This is a genomic window from Mycobacterium sp. ACS1612 (assembly GCF_001667505.1).
Lineage (GTDB): Bacteria > Actinomycetota > Actinomycetes > Mycobacteriales > Mycobacteriaceae > Mycobacterium.
Genome location: NZ_LZHZ01000019.1, coordinates 1 through 14,273 on the forward strand (window position 1 = coordinate 1; position 14,273 = coordinate 14,273).

Annotated in this window: 18 protein-coding genes and 4 tRNA genes; 15 read left to right on the forward strand and 7 right to left on the reverse strand. The window is 66.9% G+C overall.

Going from position 1 to position 14,273, the window contains the following annotated elements:
* Positions 1-387 precede the first annotated feature (387 nt).
* A complete protein-coding gene (locus A5724_RS07035; RefSeq protein ID WP_067798379.1) occupies positions 388-1,470 on the reverse strand; it encodes an IS110 family transposase in 1,083 nt (360 codons plus the stop codon).
* Positions 1,471-1,638: 168 nt separating this feature from the next.
* Here A5724_RS07035 and A5724_RS34890 point away from each other — a divergent pair, with 168 nt between their 5' ends.
* Positions 1,639-1,761, forward strand: a complete 123-nt coding sequence (locus tag A5724_RS34890) for a hypothetical protein (RefSeq protein ID WP_255397201.1) — start codon at positions 1,639-1,641, stop codon at positions 1,759-1,761.
* Between the two features lie 233 nt (positions 1,762-1,994).
* Positions 1,995-2,381, forward strand: coding sequence for a tyrosine-type recombinase/integrase (locus tag A5724_RS34425; protein ID WP_067798382.1), 387 nt, complete (start codon positions 1,995-1,997; stop codon positions 2,379-2,381).
* An 85-nt stretch (positions 2,382-2,466) separates the two neighbouring features.
* Here A5724_RS34425 and A5724_RS07045 read toward each other — a convergent pair.
* Positions 2,467-2,541: transfer RNA gene (locus tag A5724_RS07045), tRNA-Val, on the reverse strand.
* A gap of 364 nt (positions 2,542-2,905) precedes the next feature.
* Positions 2,906-3,073, reverse strand: a complete 168-nt coding sequence (locus tag A5724_RS33640) for a hypothetical protein (protein ID WP_156752172.1) — start codon at positions 3,071-3,073, stop codon at positions 2,906-2,908.
* A 123-nt stretch (positions 3,074-3,196) separates the two neighbouring features.
* Here A5724_RS33640 and A5724_RS07050 point away from each other — a divergent pair.
* From A5724_RS07050 to A5724_RS07060, 3 genes are all read left to right on the forward strand, one after another.
* Positions 3,197-3,269: transfer RNA gene (locus A5724_RS07050), tRNA-Gly, on the forward strand.
* Between the two features lie 26 nt (positions 3,270-3,295).
* Positions 3,296-3,369 (forward strand) — tRNA-Cys (locus tag A5724_RS07055).
* Positions 3,370-3,379: 10 nt separating this feature from the next.
* A tRNA-Val gene (locus A5724_RS07060) sits at positions 3,380-3,454 on the forward strand.
* 669 nt (positions 3,455-4,123) lie between these two features.
* Here A5724_RS07060 and A5724_RS07065 read toward each other — a convergent pair.
* Both A5724_RS07065 and A5724_RS34895 read right to left on the reverse strand, forming a co-directional pair.
* A complete protein-coding gene (locus tag A5724_RS07065; RefSeq protein ID WP_067798385.1) occupies positions 4,124-4,636 on the reverse strand; it encodes a universal stress protein in 513 nt (170 codons plus the stop codon).
* Between the two features lie 1,106 nt (positions 4,637-5,742).
* Positions 5,743-5,868 (reverse strand): hypothetical protein, encoded by a 126-nt coding sequence (locus tag A5724_RS34895; RefSeq protein ID WP_255397203.1) that lies wholly within the window; start codon positions 5,866-5,868, stop codon positions 5,743-5,745.
* A gap of 182 nt (positions 5,869-6,050) precedes the next feature.
* On the opposite strand from A5724_RS34895, the gene A5724_RS07075 reads away from it, so the two are divergent.
* Complete coding sequence (locus tag A5724_RS07075) at positions 6,051-6,431, forward strand: hypothetical protein (protein ID WP_067798389.1); 381 nt, start codon at positions 6,051-6,053, stop codon at positions 6,429-6,431.
* Between the two features lie 83 nt (positions 6,432-6,514).
* A complete protein-coding gene (locus A5724_RS07080; RefSeq protein WP_067798392.1) occupies positions 6,515-6,940 on the forward strand; it encodes a hypothetical protein in 426 nt (141 codons plus the stop codon).
* Positions 6,941-6,946: 6 nt separating this feature from the next.
* On the opposite strand, the gene A5724_RS07085 is transcribed toward A5724_RS07080, so the two are convergent.
* Positions 6,947-7,303, reverse strand: a complete 357-nt coding sequence (locus A5724_RS07085; RefSeq protein ID WP_067798395.1) for a helix-turn-helix domain-containing protein — start codon at positions 7,301-7,303, stop codon at positions 6,947-6,949.
* A 103-nt stretch (positions 7,304-7,406) separates the two neighbouring features.
* Between A5724_RS07085 and A5724_RS07090 the strand changes: the two genes are divergently transcribed.
* From A5724_RS07090 to A5724_RS07115, 6 genes are read left to right on the forward strand one after another with little or no spacing between them, the layout of a single operon-like run.
* On the forward strand, positions 7,407-8,120 hold the full coding sequence (locus tag A5724_RS07090) for a Clp protease N-terminal domain-containing protein (RefSeq protein ID WP_067798398.1): 714 nt from the start codon (positions 7,407-7,409) through the stop codon (positions 8,118-8,120).
* A 35-nt stretch (positions 8,121-8,155) separates the two neighbouring features.
* The gene (locus tag A5724_RS07095) at positions 8,156-8,638 is read left to right on the forward strand and encodes an RNA polymerase sigma factor (RefSeq protein ID WP_369830613.1); all 483 of its coding nucleotides are present in this window, start codon (positions 8,156-8,158) and stop codon (positions 8,636-8,638) included.
* On the forward strand, positions 8,635-9,228 hold the full coding sequence (locus A5724_RS07100; RefSeq protein WP_067798402.1) for a methylated-DNA--[protein]-cysteine S-methyltransferase: 594 nt from the start codon (positions 8,635-8,637) through the stop codon (positions 9,226-9,228). The genes A5724_RS07095 and A5724_RS07100 overlap by 4 nt, the downstream gene beginning before the upstream one ends.
* Before the next feature lie 41 nt (positions 9,229-9,269).
* Positions 9,270-9,692 carry a PPOX class F420-dependent oxidoreductase gene (locus A5724_RS07105; protein ID WP_067798405.1) on the forward strand — a complete coding sequence of 141 codons (423 nt, stop codon included), beginning with the start codon at positions 9,270-9,272 and terminating at the stop codon, positions 9,690-9,692.
* 46 nt (positions 9,693-9,738) lie between these two features.
* Positions 9,739-10,266 (forward strand): hypothetical protein, encoded by a 528-nt coding sequence (locus tag A5724_RS07110; protein WP_067798408.1) that lies wholly within the window; start codon positions 9,739-9,741, stop codon positions 10,264-10,266.
* 4 nt (positions 10,267-10,270) lie between these two features.
* Positions 10,271-10,804 (forward strand): GNAT family N-acetyltransferase, encoded by a 534-nt coding sequence (locus tag A5724_RS07115; protein WP_067798412.1) that lies wholly within the window; start codon positions 10,271-10,273, stop codon positions 10,802-10,804.
* Here the strand turns inward: A5724_RS07115 and zapE are convergent.
* Positions 10,801-11,859 (reverse strand): cell division protein ZapE, encoded by a 1,059-nt coding sequence (gene zapE / locus A5724_RS07120; protein WP_067798415.1) that lies wholly within the window; start codon positions 11,857-11,859, stop codon positions 10,801-10,803. The two genes, A5724_RS07115 and zapE, sit on opposite strands and share 4 nt — an antisense overlap.
* 34 nt (positions 11,860-11,893) lie before the next feature.
* On the opposite strand from zapE, the gene A5724_RS07125 reads away from it, so the two are divergent.
* Positions 11,894-12,667 carry a pyrimidine reductase family protein gene (locus A5724_RS07125; RefSeq protein ID WP_067798418.1) on the forward strand — a complete coding sequence of 258 codons (774 nt, stop codon included), beginning with the start codon at positions 11,894-11,896 and terminating at the stop codon, positions 12,665-12,667.
* Between the two features lie 25 nt (positions 12,668-12,692).
* The gene (locus A5724_RS07130) at positions 12,693-14,258 is read left to right on the forward strand and encodes an alpha/beta hydrolase (protein WP_067798421.1); all 1,566 of its coding nucleotides are present in this window, start codon (positions 12,693-12,695) and stop codon (positions 14,256-14,258) included.
* Positions 14,259-14,273: the final 15 nt, after the last annotated feature.

Below are 14,273 nucleotides of genomic sequence, written 5' to 3' on the forward strand. Positions count from 1 at the left end.
ACACTCGACGCCGTCACAGCGCACTCGGCGGCCTCCCACCGATCAGCCGACTGCTACCAACGTCGTGACTAGGTACAGCTGATATGTAGGTGGTGTTTGTCAATAGGCAGGTGAAAGCCGCCCCGGTTTGGTGCCGGGGCGGCTTTCGTTTGATCGGGGGTGGTCGGTGTCGCGGCGGTCGTTGGTCAACGACGGTGGTGTCAGACTGATATGCGCGGGTTGGGTACCGCAAGACGATGGTTCGGCGCGAACGGTGGCTGCTCTCTAGAGGCGGGCGTCACATCGACATTCGGTGAATGCTGTTGTTGCCCATAGCTGTAACGCAGGTCCAGTTCGCCTACCTCGCCGTCAACCGGCTGACTCCGATCAAGTCATCGGGCAAGCCGGTTAGTTCAAGGTGGCCAACGACCAGCACCAGCCCGCCAGCTGCCGGGCGACCGCGACGTTGGCCACCACGTGGGGCTTGTTGCGTTCGTTGAATCGGCACCACTGCTGATGCAGCCGCCGGTTTCCGGCATGTCCGCGGGCCTTGAGTGCCGGGTCGACGTTGGCCCAGCGGGCCCGCATCGTCGGGCCCGGGTTGCGGTACTCGGCCCGGTGGTGCCAGGCCGCCTCGATCAACAGCCGCCGGACGTGGGCGTTGCCGGCTTTGGTGATCGAGCCCTGCACACGGCAGGCGCCTGAGGAGTACTCCGTGGGGACAAGGCCGACGTAGGCGCCGATCGAGGAGCCGGTGAACCGGGTCCAGTCACCGATCTCGACGCTTAACGCCAGCCCGGTCAGCGCCGAAATACCCCGTAGACATCCCAACCGATTGACCGGGTCAGCCCACCGCGGTGAGGCCGCAACCGCCGCGATCTGCTCGTCGAGACGATCACGAGCAGCAGTGGCATGAAGCACCGCATCGAAGTGATGATCGAAAGCCGCCGCGGTGTGTGAGTCATCGAATCGTTGTCGACGTAACCAGGTTTCGTGCACCGCATTCCAGGCGTGCCCACCGGAGTACACCCGGCCCTGTCGTAGCAGCAATTTCGATAACCGGTGCCGGACTCGCATCAGATCGGCACGGGCGTCCTCGCGAGCGCGGACCAGATCGCGCACCGCCTCTACGTCGGCCTCGGGCACGCTGACCGCGGTGACCTCACCCAACCGCAACAACCGAGTCAGGTGCGCGGCGTCACGGGCATCGGTCTTGACCCGATCCCCGCTCGGGCGAATCAACTTCGACGGTGCAGCGACCACACAGTCGATCTGAGCTTCAGCCAGGGCGCGGGCCAAACCGAATCCCGTAGGCCCAGCCTCGTAGGCCACCCGTACAGGCCCGCGGCGCTGACGCAGCCAGCCCAGGATCTCGCCGTGATCAGGACACAACCGCGCCCGCTCGACTTGACCCGTTTCCTCATCGACAGCATGCGCAACCACCGAAAGCGCATGCACATCCAACCCGACACTCGTACCGTTGAAACTCACCGGAGGCCTCCTGATCTGCAACTGTGGCTCTACCCCGGCGAGTTTTCACCCGCCCAAGGCAACCCACGTCCGATTGCAGCCCGAGGCCTTCGGCCTCGAGTCAGCCCCCATACCGTCTAGTCGGTCGGCAAGATCGACCACCAGTCGATCCAGAAATGGGTCAACGAGATGGCCCGATCGGGCCTCAGCCCACGAGCACTGCGGTGGAACCAGTCGGTGTTGAAGATGTACCTGGACCACGCCGCCGACGAAGGTCAGCTCCTCGGCCGAAATCCCGCCGCCCACACATAGTTTCCACCGCTGCGCTCGACCGCACACACCTACCTGAACACCGCGGAAGTCGCCTCGGTCACCCTCGTCTGTGGCTGCCAAGGCGATGTGGTCACCCTCCTCGCCCATACGGGCATGCGATTCGGCGAACTGACTGGCCTCGGTGTGGAGTACGTCGACCTCAAAGCGCGCCGGATCCGCGTGCGTAGGTCCATCACCCAAGTCGGCGGCAAGCTCGTCGAGGGCAACCCAAGTTGTCCGCAGGTCGGCGGGCGATCCCCATCCCCGAACGCGTCATTCCGATCCTCAAGACCCGGCTCGCCGGACGACGGCCGGGTAAACGGGCGATCACCACCCCGCTTGGTGCTCTGCTCGGGCTGGAGAACTGGAAACGCTCGGTCAAGTGGCGCCAAGCCATCGTCGAGATCGGCCGGCCGACATTGCGGGTGCACGACCTTCGACACACTTCCGCATCCCTGGCGCGCCGCGCAGGTGCCGATCTGCGGCTGCTACAGAAGGCGATGGGCCACGCGTCGATCACCGTGACCATGCACATTTACGCCGATCTCTACGACGACGAACTCGATGATGTCGCTTCAGCTTTGGACGCACTGGACGACCAGCACGCGGACGAGCTCTGAAAAGTTCGGCCCTATAGAACGCCTCAAGTGGCTTCGGAGAATGCGATTACGGCCTGAAAATAGGCCCTCCACCTGCGATTTTTTGTGGTGGTCCCGACTGGGATCGAACCAGTGACCTTCCGCGTGTGAGGCGGACGCTCTCCCGCTGAGCTACGAGACCCGGATGCCCGACCGAACATGTCGAACGACGTCGAAGACTAGCACGCGGGCTCGTGCAACCCGAATTCGTTTAGGACGCCTCGACGGGCATACACCGCGTTACGGTCGTGCCGTGGTCCTGCGTCTGGTCTGCACAGCTGCCGTCCTGGTGGTAACCGCATGCGGTACCGGCGCCACGTCAACCGGGGCGACCAGCGCCGAGACCGGCCCGCCGCCGGCCGACCGCGAAGTCCACGAGCTCACCGGATTCGTCGCAAGGTCGGGCGACGTTAGCTGCATGCTCGACGCGGACTGGGCCCGCTGCGACATCACCGACCGCGACTGGTCGCCGCCGCCCGGCCCGCGGATTGCGAGTTCGACTACGGCTAGGGCATCTCGCTGGCGCCGGGCGAGCAGGCGCAGTTCGTCTGCGCGGGCGACACCGCGTTCGGAGCGGACGAGGTCCTGCCGTACGGCAGTCGATCACCGCCGGGGTGCTGCGGTGCGAAAGCGCCGAGTCGGGGACCACATGTCGGGGTGTCCGGAGCGGCCACGGGTTCTCGATTTCTCGTGAGGCGTACCGGCTGTTCTGACCGCAGATGTTTACGGATTTGTGCGGCCACACTTTGGTGGACTATCGTCGTGCTTCGCGACGGGCGACGTGTCGTTCGTGGCGCGCGGATGTAGCGCAGTTGGTAGCGCATCACCTTGCCAAGGTGAGGGTCGCGGGTTCGAATCCCGTCATCCGCTCGAGGTGCAGTCGCATCAACCCCAGCGGTGGAGTGGCCGAGTGGTGAGGCAACGGCCTGCAAAGCCGTGCACACGGGTTCGATTCCCGTCTCCACCTCCACGTTGGACCCGCGCGATTAGCTCAGCGGGAGAGCGCTTCCCTGACACGGAAGAGGTCACTGGTTCAATCCCAGTATCGCGCACCACTATCGACCCACGTCAGACATAGTTTCTGACCCCAAATCCGGGGCGCATGGGCCAGATATGGACTGGCGGCTGCGGCGCTAGCAACCAACGCGATAGGCAGCTAGCCCAGTGACCCCACCACCAGACACAGCCCGCGGATCACCACTCGCAGCCACGTTGCCGACTTCGGCAGTGTGGCTGTTCTGCTTTCACCACGCGGCTTTCATGTGGTCCAAATGACCACATGACGAGAACAAGCACGGTGCTTACGACCGTGCTTGCGAGGTGCGCTTGCCGGCCTCACGTGGGGGGACCCTCGACTGATCGCCGCCGCGGTGTCGCTCGATGCCTGCACTGCTACGGATCCGGTCCGATCGCTGCGCCGTCGTGCCGCCGTAAAGCGCGCCGGTCGCGGTCCCCGTGGCGTCGGCCCTCCGGCTTAAGCCCAGGCGCTCGACGTCGCCCCGACCGTGCTGGAAGTAATGTGATCGGCCCAGCGCCGCGACCATTGCCGCCGGGGTTGGCCGGCCTGGTTGGGGAGTACCTAGCTGCTGAGGCTGGCGCGCGCCGGTCGCCGGCGACGATCGCCCGCGCCGCGGACGCTTACCTCCTGCGTTCTGCATGACGACCCCCCGAAGGCATCCTGAGTTACAGGTTGTGGCCCGACGCCAACGATTGTCGACGGTGCCTCAGTCGGTGGTGTGGACGATCAGCACATCGACGGTCTTGCCTTTGGCCCTGGCCAAGACGTTGCCGGGCACCGAGCCAAGCCACTTCTCGCTGCGCGTGCCCAATCCCACGTTGCCAACCACCAACAGATCGGCCTTAACCTCGTCGGCGAGGCGGGACAAGGCCCGCGCTGCACCACCGACATGAGGAAGCGGAATCGGTCGCATCTCGATGTTCTTCGCCCCAGCCGCCCTGGCCCGGTCGCGGGCCTCCAGCAGGGCCGCATAGATAGGTGCCATCCCGTGCGTCTTGTAGTCGCCCTCGGCCGCGAGGACGACCTCGGAGCGACCATCAATCACACGGTCCGGACGGGCTGGTCTTCCCCAGCCTCCCTTGTCCACATTGGGCAAGGACGCCATCGCGATGATCAACGTCGCATTATTTTGCGCCGCGAACGCGGCTGCGCGATCCACCGCACGCAACGACGTGTCCGAGCCGTCGGTGCCAACTACCAGGGTCCGATATGCACTCATTTCCTTGCATCCCCCTCCGCGGTCCTGTCAATTGAGCCGCTCTGCCGATAGCAAATAAGCACCCCCCAGTTCCATACCGCGTCCTGCGTTTCTCGAAACGCGGGTAGCGATTATGTCGGCCCTTGGGTAAGTGAAGTGGGCGGCCCGGGAGTGTGTGAACACCATGCGAGCCTTCGACGTAAGCACGCGGCATCCCCCGACGGTTTCCCTCAGCGGTACCTAGGGTTCGCTTCCAGGAACTCGTCAATGTCCAAGATCGCTCGGCGAAGGGCCCGCATATCCTGCTCCGGGCAGTTTGAAAACAGGACAGACGGGCCGGGATGTGTCTCGCTGCTTGGGTTGTCTGTTCGGGGCTGGACGGTCGCGCCGTGAAAACGGCAGCGGTCACGTGGTGCAGACTCATCGCTGACACAAGCCGTCGTGATTTCGAGACGTACCCGTATGTCCCGCTGGGACAATGTGCAGGTGACAGCTTGTGCGCGTGTGGCAAGGTCGAACACAGCCATACGTCTGTCCCACCCGGAGTCCCGCTAGGACAAGCACTTTCCAGCAAACGCATCCACCACCCGCCGGCAGCATCGTCGCCCGGGCGAGGCGCGCGCTGTTCACGCTTGTGGCTTGTCTCCCTCGAACGTTTCTCGTAGACCGTCTTCGGCTTGTTCTCATCGCGCAGATGCATATGCCGGCAGCTACCCTGTACCCGCGCCCAGATCCTCGCTTCGACCAGATCGTTGGCCGCACGAGTCGCTTTCACGCCGCGCACTTCCCGCTCCGGGATGAACCAGGATTCCAAGTCGCCGAGCACGGATTCGGCGGCGAGGAAATCGCGGCCGCGGGTCTGGTCCTTCGCCCAGGAGAGCGCGCGCCAGTACAAGCCGAACGCGGCCATTCCGACGCTGTTGAGCAAAGGGTCTTTCCAGTCGTCGTCGCCGATCAGAATCCACAAAGACGGGTCGGAGCGCTCGTTCGTCGGACCGGCTCCCGCGGACACATCGGGGTAGATCAGCATCGTGTCGAGCGCGCGATCGAACCGGGCCCGCCGCGACCGCCGGCCCGGTCGACGGCGCCGCTGCGGCATACCCCAGAACGCCAGTTGCTCTGGCTCATCACGCATCCTGCGGGTGCGTCTCCACGTCGCGGGACGCGATGGCCGCGACGAGCAGTCCGCCGGCGAGTTCGATCGCGAACTCGGGCGTCACGCTGAACGGGTCGGCGCCGAATCCCACCGCCACCAAGACCGGCCCCGGCCGCGACGCGCCGCAATGTGAATGGCCGACTGGTCGGGGGGCTTGCGGCCGTCCTCATCCTTCTACTGAAGGCCCGCGCGGTATTGCTGCGCGCAGCATTCGCCCTACGACTCAACTGATCCAGTTCATCCGATTGTTTGCTGTCACTTCGGGTAATTTCCACAGACATGCGGCTAGCGGGAGCCTTCTTCGCGAACAAGGCCGAGGTCGTCGATGACATGCTCAACGTCGAGGGCGGCTTCTGGGCGAGCACCACCGTCCCCGCAGGCGCGACCAGTTTCCAGTCGAATTGTGTCGTGCTGTGCGACACCGGGCGCCGCGACATCGGCAGCCACTACACCCTGCACGTCGACGCGCTGGGCCCGACGGGTCAGCGTTGGGCACCGGCCTGGTCGACGAGTTTCCAATTGCCCAGCGCCATGAAATTCATGGTGCTCACCCAGTTCGCGCTTCCGATGGAGCCCGGCGGAGGCCGGCACATCTACAGCTTCCGACTCGACGGCACCCACGAGCGGTTCGACATTCCCCTCGACGTCGTCATCCGCTGACCAGCCGGAAACTGTTCACTGGCCAGGGCGCAACCGCTAGGCTTCGCGGAGACCAACCGGTCAGGACGACCAGAGGGTGGGACATGATTCGTGTACTTCTCGCCGCCGCGGCGATCGCCGGTGCCGCTGTCAGCGCAGCGCCGACCGCATTCGCCGACAACGGCGACAACTTGTATTTCGACAAACCCACGCACTACGACACCGACGTGCCGGGAATGAACTACGACGCCCATCTCGCCGGGCCGTGCGACAACATGGAGTTGTTCACGTTCGGGCGCGGCCCCGGCGGCGAGGCCCTGCAATGCCGGTGGATCGAGAACCAATGGCCGCCCGTGACCACCGGGTTCTGGGTGACGACCTATGAGCTGTTCGGCGTGCAAGAGGTCGGCTCGCCGTGCCCGAAGCCACAAGCCGCGGCCCAGGCTCCCGACGGCCGTCCGTTGCTGTGCCTCGGCGGCCAAGGTTGGCAGCCCGGCTTCTTCACCCGCGAGGGTTTTTTCCCGCGGTAACCCCCGTTATGCGCCGCGCAGCGTTCGACTCGGCGGAGTCCCGAACGCCTCGCGATAGGCGATGCTGAACCGGCCCGCGTGGCTGAACCGCCACCGCCCGGCGATGGCCATCACAGTGTCCACGGACGGATCGGCGGCCAGCAGATCCCGGTGCGCCCGGTCGAGGCGGACATTGCGCAGATACTCCAATGGCGTCGTGCCGAGATGACGGCGAAACGTGTATTGGACCGACCGCGGGGTGACGTTGATGGCGGCGGCGATGTCGCTCAGACCGATGTCCCGGTGAGCGTTTTCGTGGATGAACGCGATTGCCCGGCGCAGCGTGCGGGGCTGCGCAACAGAGGGTTCGACATAATTCGGCATTAGCCGTGTGATACCCGGCGACCGCCATCCCAAACCGCCTGCGTCCCGCCGCCGCGTCAACCGAAGGTTGACGAATCCCAGTCGTCAACCTAGAGTTGACGGCATGACCGAGCCAGTCAAAATCGCCAACCCCGTCCGCCTCGACGACCTCATCACCGCGATCAAGACGGCCCACGACGAACCGCTCGATCAACTCACCGACGCCGTCATCGCCGCCGACGCCCTCGGCGACATCGCCGACCACCTGATCGGCCACTTCGTCGACCAAGCCCGCAAGTCCGGCGCCTCGTGGACCGAGATCGGCCAGTGCATGGGTGTGACCAAGCAGGCGGCCCAGAAGCGGTTCGTGCCCAAGGCGGACGCCTTACTCGACCCGAATGCCGGATTCGGCCGATTCACGCCCCGCGCCCGCAACGTGATCGTCGTCGCGCAGAACAAGGCGGGCGAAGCAGGCAACAACGAGATCGGCACCGACCATCTGGTCCTCGGCCTGTTCGCAGACCCGGACGGCCTGGCCGCCAAGCTGCTGGCCGGACAGGGCATCGACGCCGACAGCGTCACCAAGGCCATCGCGCTGCCGCCGCGCGCCGACAACGTGCCCACCCTGATCCCGTTCAACGGACAGGCCAAGAAAGCGTTGGAACTGACCTTCCGCCAAGCACTTCGGTTGGGCCACAACTACGTCGGCACCGAACACATTCTGCTGGCGCTGTACGAAGCCGAGGACGACGACGGCACGCTGCATCGGGTCGGCGTCGACCGGGACCGCTTCGAGCGCGAACTGGTTGCCGCGCTCGAGTCGCTGACGAAAGGCTGATCTCACGTCCGCGACCGTCGCGACGTCTTCATGATGTGAGGGTGCGACCGTTCGAGGACGTGGTGGCCGAGCACGGTGCGACCGTGCTGCGCGTCTGCCGGGCCGTGCTCGGCCCTACCGACGCCGAGGACGCCTGGTCGGAGACGTTCCTTTCGGCGCTGCGGGCGTACCCGGATCTGCCCGCCGACGCCAACGTCGAGGCCTGGCTGGTCACGATCGCCCACCGCCGGGCCATCGACGTCGGGCGCGCCCGCTCGCGGCGCCCCATGCCCACCGACACCCTGCCCGAACGGCCCGCCGCCCACGCCGATCCCGCGACGCGCGACCCCGACCTGTGGGCCGCGCTCGAACGGCTGCCGACCAAACAACGCCAGGCACTGGCCTACCACCACATCGCCGGCCTGCCGTTCGCCGAAATCGGTGAACTGATCGGCAACTCCCCCGACGCCGCGCGCCGAGCCGCCGCCGACGGACTCAAGACACTCCGGAAGTACTACCGCGAGGACGAAACAGCATGACCGCCAACCTTTTTGACGACCTGGCCGCCGACGACGGCGCGCTGGCCCGGCTGCACCAGCGACTCGAACGCGACGCCGACGCCGCCCATCTGCTCGACGTCGCCTACCGCACCCTCGACACGCCGGTCGGCACACTGCTGCTGGCGGCCACCACCGCCGGACTGGTCCGGGTGGCCTACGACGTCGAAGGGCACGACGCAGTGCTGCACGCTCTCGCCGAGCGGATCAGCCCGCGGGTGCTGCGCGCGCCGGCACGGCTGGACACCGTGGCACGCCAGATCGACGAGTATTTCGCCAAACAGCGCACTGCCTTCGACGTGCCTGTCGACCTGAGGCTGGCAGACGGTTTCCGCCGCAACGTGATCGAACACCTGCGCGAGATCGGCTACGGCCACCGCGAAAGCTATGCGACGGTGGCCGCCGCGATCGGAAACCCGAAGGCGGTCCGTGCCGTCGGCACCGCGTGCGCACACAACCCGTTACCGGTGGTGATCCCCTGCCACCGCGTCGTGCGGTCGGACGGGTCGACCGGACAGTACGTCGGCGGACCGGTGGCCAAGTCGACACTGCTGGACCTCGAGGCCGCGTGACGGCGGGAATGAATACGCGGGCGCGACGGTAGAAGTGGTTCATGAAACTCAACGACGCGGCCCGCGAGCTCATCGGCGAGGGCACCGACGCGACACTTGTCACGATCAACCCCGACGGCAGCCCGCAGGCCACCGTCGTCTGGGTGGCTCTGGAATCGACACCCGACGGCGACGAACTGGTCGCCGCGCACCTGCACGAGTACCAGAAGACCCGCAACGTCCGACGCGACCCGCGGGTGGCCGTCACGATCCTGTCCACCAAACATCCGGGCCAGCAGACCCCCTACCTGTCGATCACCGGGACGGCGCGCATCGTCGAAGGCGGCGCGCCCGCGCTGCTGAAGAAACTGGCCAAGGTGATGCTGGGCAGCGACGAGCATTTCCCGCCGCCCAACGCGCCGGAAGGTCTGCTCACCCGCATCCGGATCGACAAGGTCGGCGGCCTCGGGGTAGCCGCGTCCTGACGACCAACTGGCTGTAACACGTTTCAGTTTGTGCCATCATGCGTTGATGCGCCGCTGCCTCGTGCTCCTCGTCGCCCTGGTGGCGGCCGTCGTCGGACTCTCGGCTCCCCCTGCCTCGGCGGAAGGCACGCCGATCGGCAGCATCGGCGAGACGCTGCGTGTCGAGTTCAAGGGCATCGTGGCCGACGTGACCGTCCATGACGTGTTGCCCGTCGATCCCCCGCCGCCGGGCTACGTGGCGACCGGTTCGCCGCGGTGGATCAACCAGGGCGGCCCGTGGAAGGCGCCGATCACCATCCACACCATCCAGGCGCCCAACCCGTACGCGATGGCGGTCGCGTTCTCGTTCAACGGCGTCACCCCGTACGCCGACGCGTATGTGCCCAAGCACACCGACGCGCCCGACGCGTTGGAACACGCGCTGACGAACGCGCCGCCGGGGTCGACGGTCGACGGCGCGGTGTACTGGCAGGTGTACCGCGCGCTGGTGACCAACGTCGTGCTGATCAACCCGTCGACGGGTACGCACCTGGCGCAGTGGAATCTGTGGCAGCCGGGGGCACCGCTACCGTAGAGCCGTGTCGATTGACGTCGCCGCGGCCGCCGAGGCCGACCTGCCTGAGTTGGCCGACGTCGCCGCCGCCACCTTCCCGCTGGCCTGCCCCCCCGAGGCGACGCAGGAGAACATCGCGGCCTTCATCGCCGAGAACTTGTCGCAGGCGCGATTCCGGGAGTACCTGGCCGATCCGGATCGGGCGGTGCTGGTGGCACGGTTCGCGGGCCGAATTGCGGGCTACGCCATGCTGATTCGCGGCGTCCCCGACGATGACGACGTGCAGCGAGCGGTGACACTGCGTCCGGCCGTCGAGCTGTCGAAGATCTACGTGCTGGCTGACAGTCACGGCGCGGGCGTGTCCGCGGCGCTGATGACCGCGGCGGTGCAGTACGCGGCCGAACACGATGCCAAATGCGTGTGGCTGGGCGTCAACCAGCTGAACCGGCGCGCGCAGCGGTTCTACGCCAAGCACGGGTTTACCGTGAACGGCACCAAGACATTTCAGCTGGGCACCGGCGTCGAGAACGACTACGTGATGGTGCGCCCACTCCCCTAGCGTCCCTGACGGCGGTGTGGGCCCTGCTCGCCGGAAGTCTGGCCGGCCGCCGTCAACGCCAACAAGCGCGACGTCGCGCGCAGATACTTCTTCCGGAAGCCGCCCGCCAGCATCTCCGCGGAGAAGATGGTGTCCAGCTTGGTCCCCGACGCCACCACCGGAGTGCCCGCATCGTAGAGCCGGTCGGTCAGCGACACCAACCGCAGCGCGACGTTCTGATCGTCGATCGGATGCACTCCGGTGATGAACACCGCGGTGACACCCTCGATCAGGGTCAGATAGCGCGACGGGTGCATGGTCGCCAGGTGCTTGCACAGCGCGTCGAAATCGTCGAGCGTCGCGCCCGGCACCGCCGCGGCCCGCGACGCGACTTCCGCATCGCTCGGCGGCACAGGCGCGGGCGGTAGGTCGCGGTGCCGGTAATCCGGCCCGTCGATCCGCACCGACGTGAAAATGCTTGCCAACGCCTGGATTTCACGTAAGAAATCCTGCACGGCGAAGCGGCCCTCACCGAGCTGATCGGGCAGCGTGTTCGACGTCGCAGCGACGGACACCCCGCGCGCCACCAACTCCGACAGCAGCCGCGAGATCAGCGTGGTGTTGCCCGGGTCGTCGAGCTCGAACTCGTCGATACACACCGCGGTGTAATCGGCCAGCAGCTCGATGCATTCGACGAAGCCGAACACCCCGGCCAGTTGCGTCATCTCGCCGAACGTCGCGAACGCCTTGGGCCCGGGCAGCTCGAAATACGACGACGCCAGCAGATGCGTCTTGCCGACGCCGAACCCGCCGTCGAGGTAGATGCCCACCCCGGGCAGCGCCTCGCGCCTGCCGAAGAGTTTCTTCTTGCCGGCCCGCCGCTCGACGGCCTGCTCGCAGAACTGCCGGCAGGCCTGCACGGCTGCCGCCTGCGTCGGCTCGGCGGGATCGGGTTTGTAGGTCTCGAAGCTGACGTCGGAGAACGTCGGCGGCGGAATCAACTGGGCGATCAAACGCTCGGGTGTGACGCTGGGGTGCCGATCGACCAGATGTGCCACCCCGCTGGACCCGTGCATGCTCGCACCTTAGCGACGTGCTGCAATTCTGCGTATGGCTGACGACACTGCCGGGATACAGCTCACAGTGCTCGGCTCCACCGAATCGGTGGAGGAGCGCCGGCTCGCCGACTTCTACGCCTATCCCGACGGTCTGCAGTCCTGTTGGGTGCGCGGCAACATGATCACGAGCCTGGACGGCGGCGCCACCGACGACGGGAAGGCCGGTGGCCTCGCCGGCGCCGGGGACCGCGCGGTCTTCGCGCTGATGCGGCACGCCGCCGACGTGATTCTGGTCGGCGCCGCCACGGTGCGGGTCGAGAACTACTCCGGCGCGCAGCTTTCGGTCGCCGCTCGACAGGAGCGGCAGCGCCGCGGCCAGGCCGAGGTCCCGCCGATCGCGGTCGTCACCCAATCCGGCGACCTGGATCCGGCCGCGTTGTTCTTCACCCGCACCGAGGTGCCGCCGTTGATCCTGACCAGCCGCCGGTCCGTCGACGCCACCCGGCGCAGACTCGGCTCGGTGGCCGAGGTCATCGACGCGTCCGGTCCGCAGTCCGACAGCGTCGACGGCGCCACCGTGCTGAACATCTTCGCCGAGCGCGGGCTGTACCGGGTGCTGTCCGAGGGCGGCCCGCTGTTCCTCGGCTCGCTGATCGAAGACGGTCTGCTCGACGAGCTGTGCTTGACCATCGCGCCGATCCTCGTCGGCGGCGCGGCCCGCCGCATCGCCACCGGTCCGGGGCAGGTGCGCACCAGGATGCGTCGCACCCATCTGCTCACCGACGACGACGGCTACCTCTACACCCGCTACGTCAAGGGGGGGTGAGCCGACCATCAGTACCCTGGTCGGCATGCGTCGGCGTCGTCACCTCGTCCAGGCCATGAGCCTGGCAACCGTCATGGCTTTCGTCGCCGCGTGCGCACCAGGGCTTGCCGCCAATCCCCGCTACGCCACCGACGCGGGTGCGCATCCTCAGGGGGCGCCTCAGACCACGAAGGCGGCGTCGGGTCCGCCGCCGATCGAGGCGCCGAAGAACGACTTGTCGTGGCGCGACTGCACGTCGCGCGTCTTCAGCGAGGCTGCCGTGCAGGCGATTCCTGGTGTGAAGCTGGACTGCGCCAGCTACGACGCCGACCTCGACCCGATCAACGGCGCGACCGGGACCGTCAGTATCGGCGTCGTGCGGGCCACCTCGGTGCAGACGCCCAAGGACGCCGGGCCGCTGGTGATGACCACCGGATCGGACCTGCCGTCGTCGACGCAGTTACCGGTATGGCTGAACCGCGCTGGCGCCGACGTGCTCAAGTCGCGTCCGATCGTGGCGGTCGACCGCCGCGGCACCGGCATGTCGGGGGCGCTGGACTGCCGCGACCTCTACGACCGCCAGGAGATGATCGACCAGGCGCAGTTCCAATCCGGCGACGACCCGGTCGCCAACCTTGGCGCGATTACGCAGACGGCCACCACCAGTTGCACCGACACCATCGCGCCGGGCGACTCCGCGTACGACAACTCGCACGCCGCGGAGGACATCGAGCGGCTGCGCAGCACCTGGGACGTGCCGACCATTGCGCTGTTGGGTGTCGGCAACGGCGCGCAGGTCGCGCTCGCCTACGCCGGCTCGCATCCGAACAAGGTCGCCCGACTGGTGTTGGACTCGCCGCTGCCGCTGGGCATCGCCGCCGAGGCTGCGACCGAGCAGCGGATCAAGGGTGAACAGGCCGCGCTGGACGCCTGGGCCGCGCAGTGTCTGGCCACCAACTGCCCGTTGGCGCCGGATCCCAAGGGCGCGATCGACGCCCTGCTGGACTCGGCACGAAACGGCAGCGGGCCGGGCGGCGCGTCGGTCGCGGCGGTCGCCGCCGCGATTTCGACGGCGTTGGCCTATCCGCGCGGCGACCGGGTCAACTCGGGCAACGACCTGGCCGCCGCCGTCGCGGCGGCCCGCAGCGGCAACACCAACCAGATGACCAACCTCATCACGGCCGCCGAGAACCTGCGCCAGACCGACGGCCAGTTCGTCAACGGCTGCAGCGACGCGCTGAACCGGCCAACGCCCGACCGGGCCCGCGAGTTGGTGGTCGCCTGGCCCAAGCTCTATCCGCAGTTCGGCGCTGTCGGCGCGCTCAGCCTGGTCAAGTGCATGAACTGGCCGAGCGGTTCGGCACCGCAGGACCCGAAGAACCTCAAGATCCCGGTGATGCTGCTAGGCGTGCAGAACGATCCGATCGTCGGCAACGAGGGCGTGGCCGCGGTCGGCGCGACGATGATCAACGCGGGCACCACCAGCAAGCGGGTGATGTGGCAGGGCATCGGGCACGGCGCCAGCATCTACTCGGAGTGCGCGCTGCCGCCGGTGATCGGTTACCTGAATAGCGGTAACCTGCCGCCCACCGACACCTACTGCCCGGCCTGACACGGGCCCGCGGGT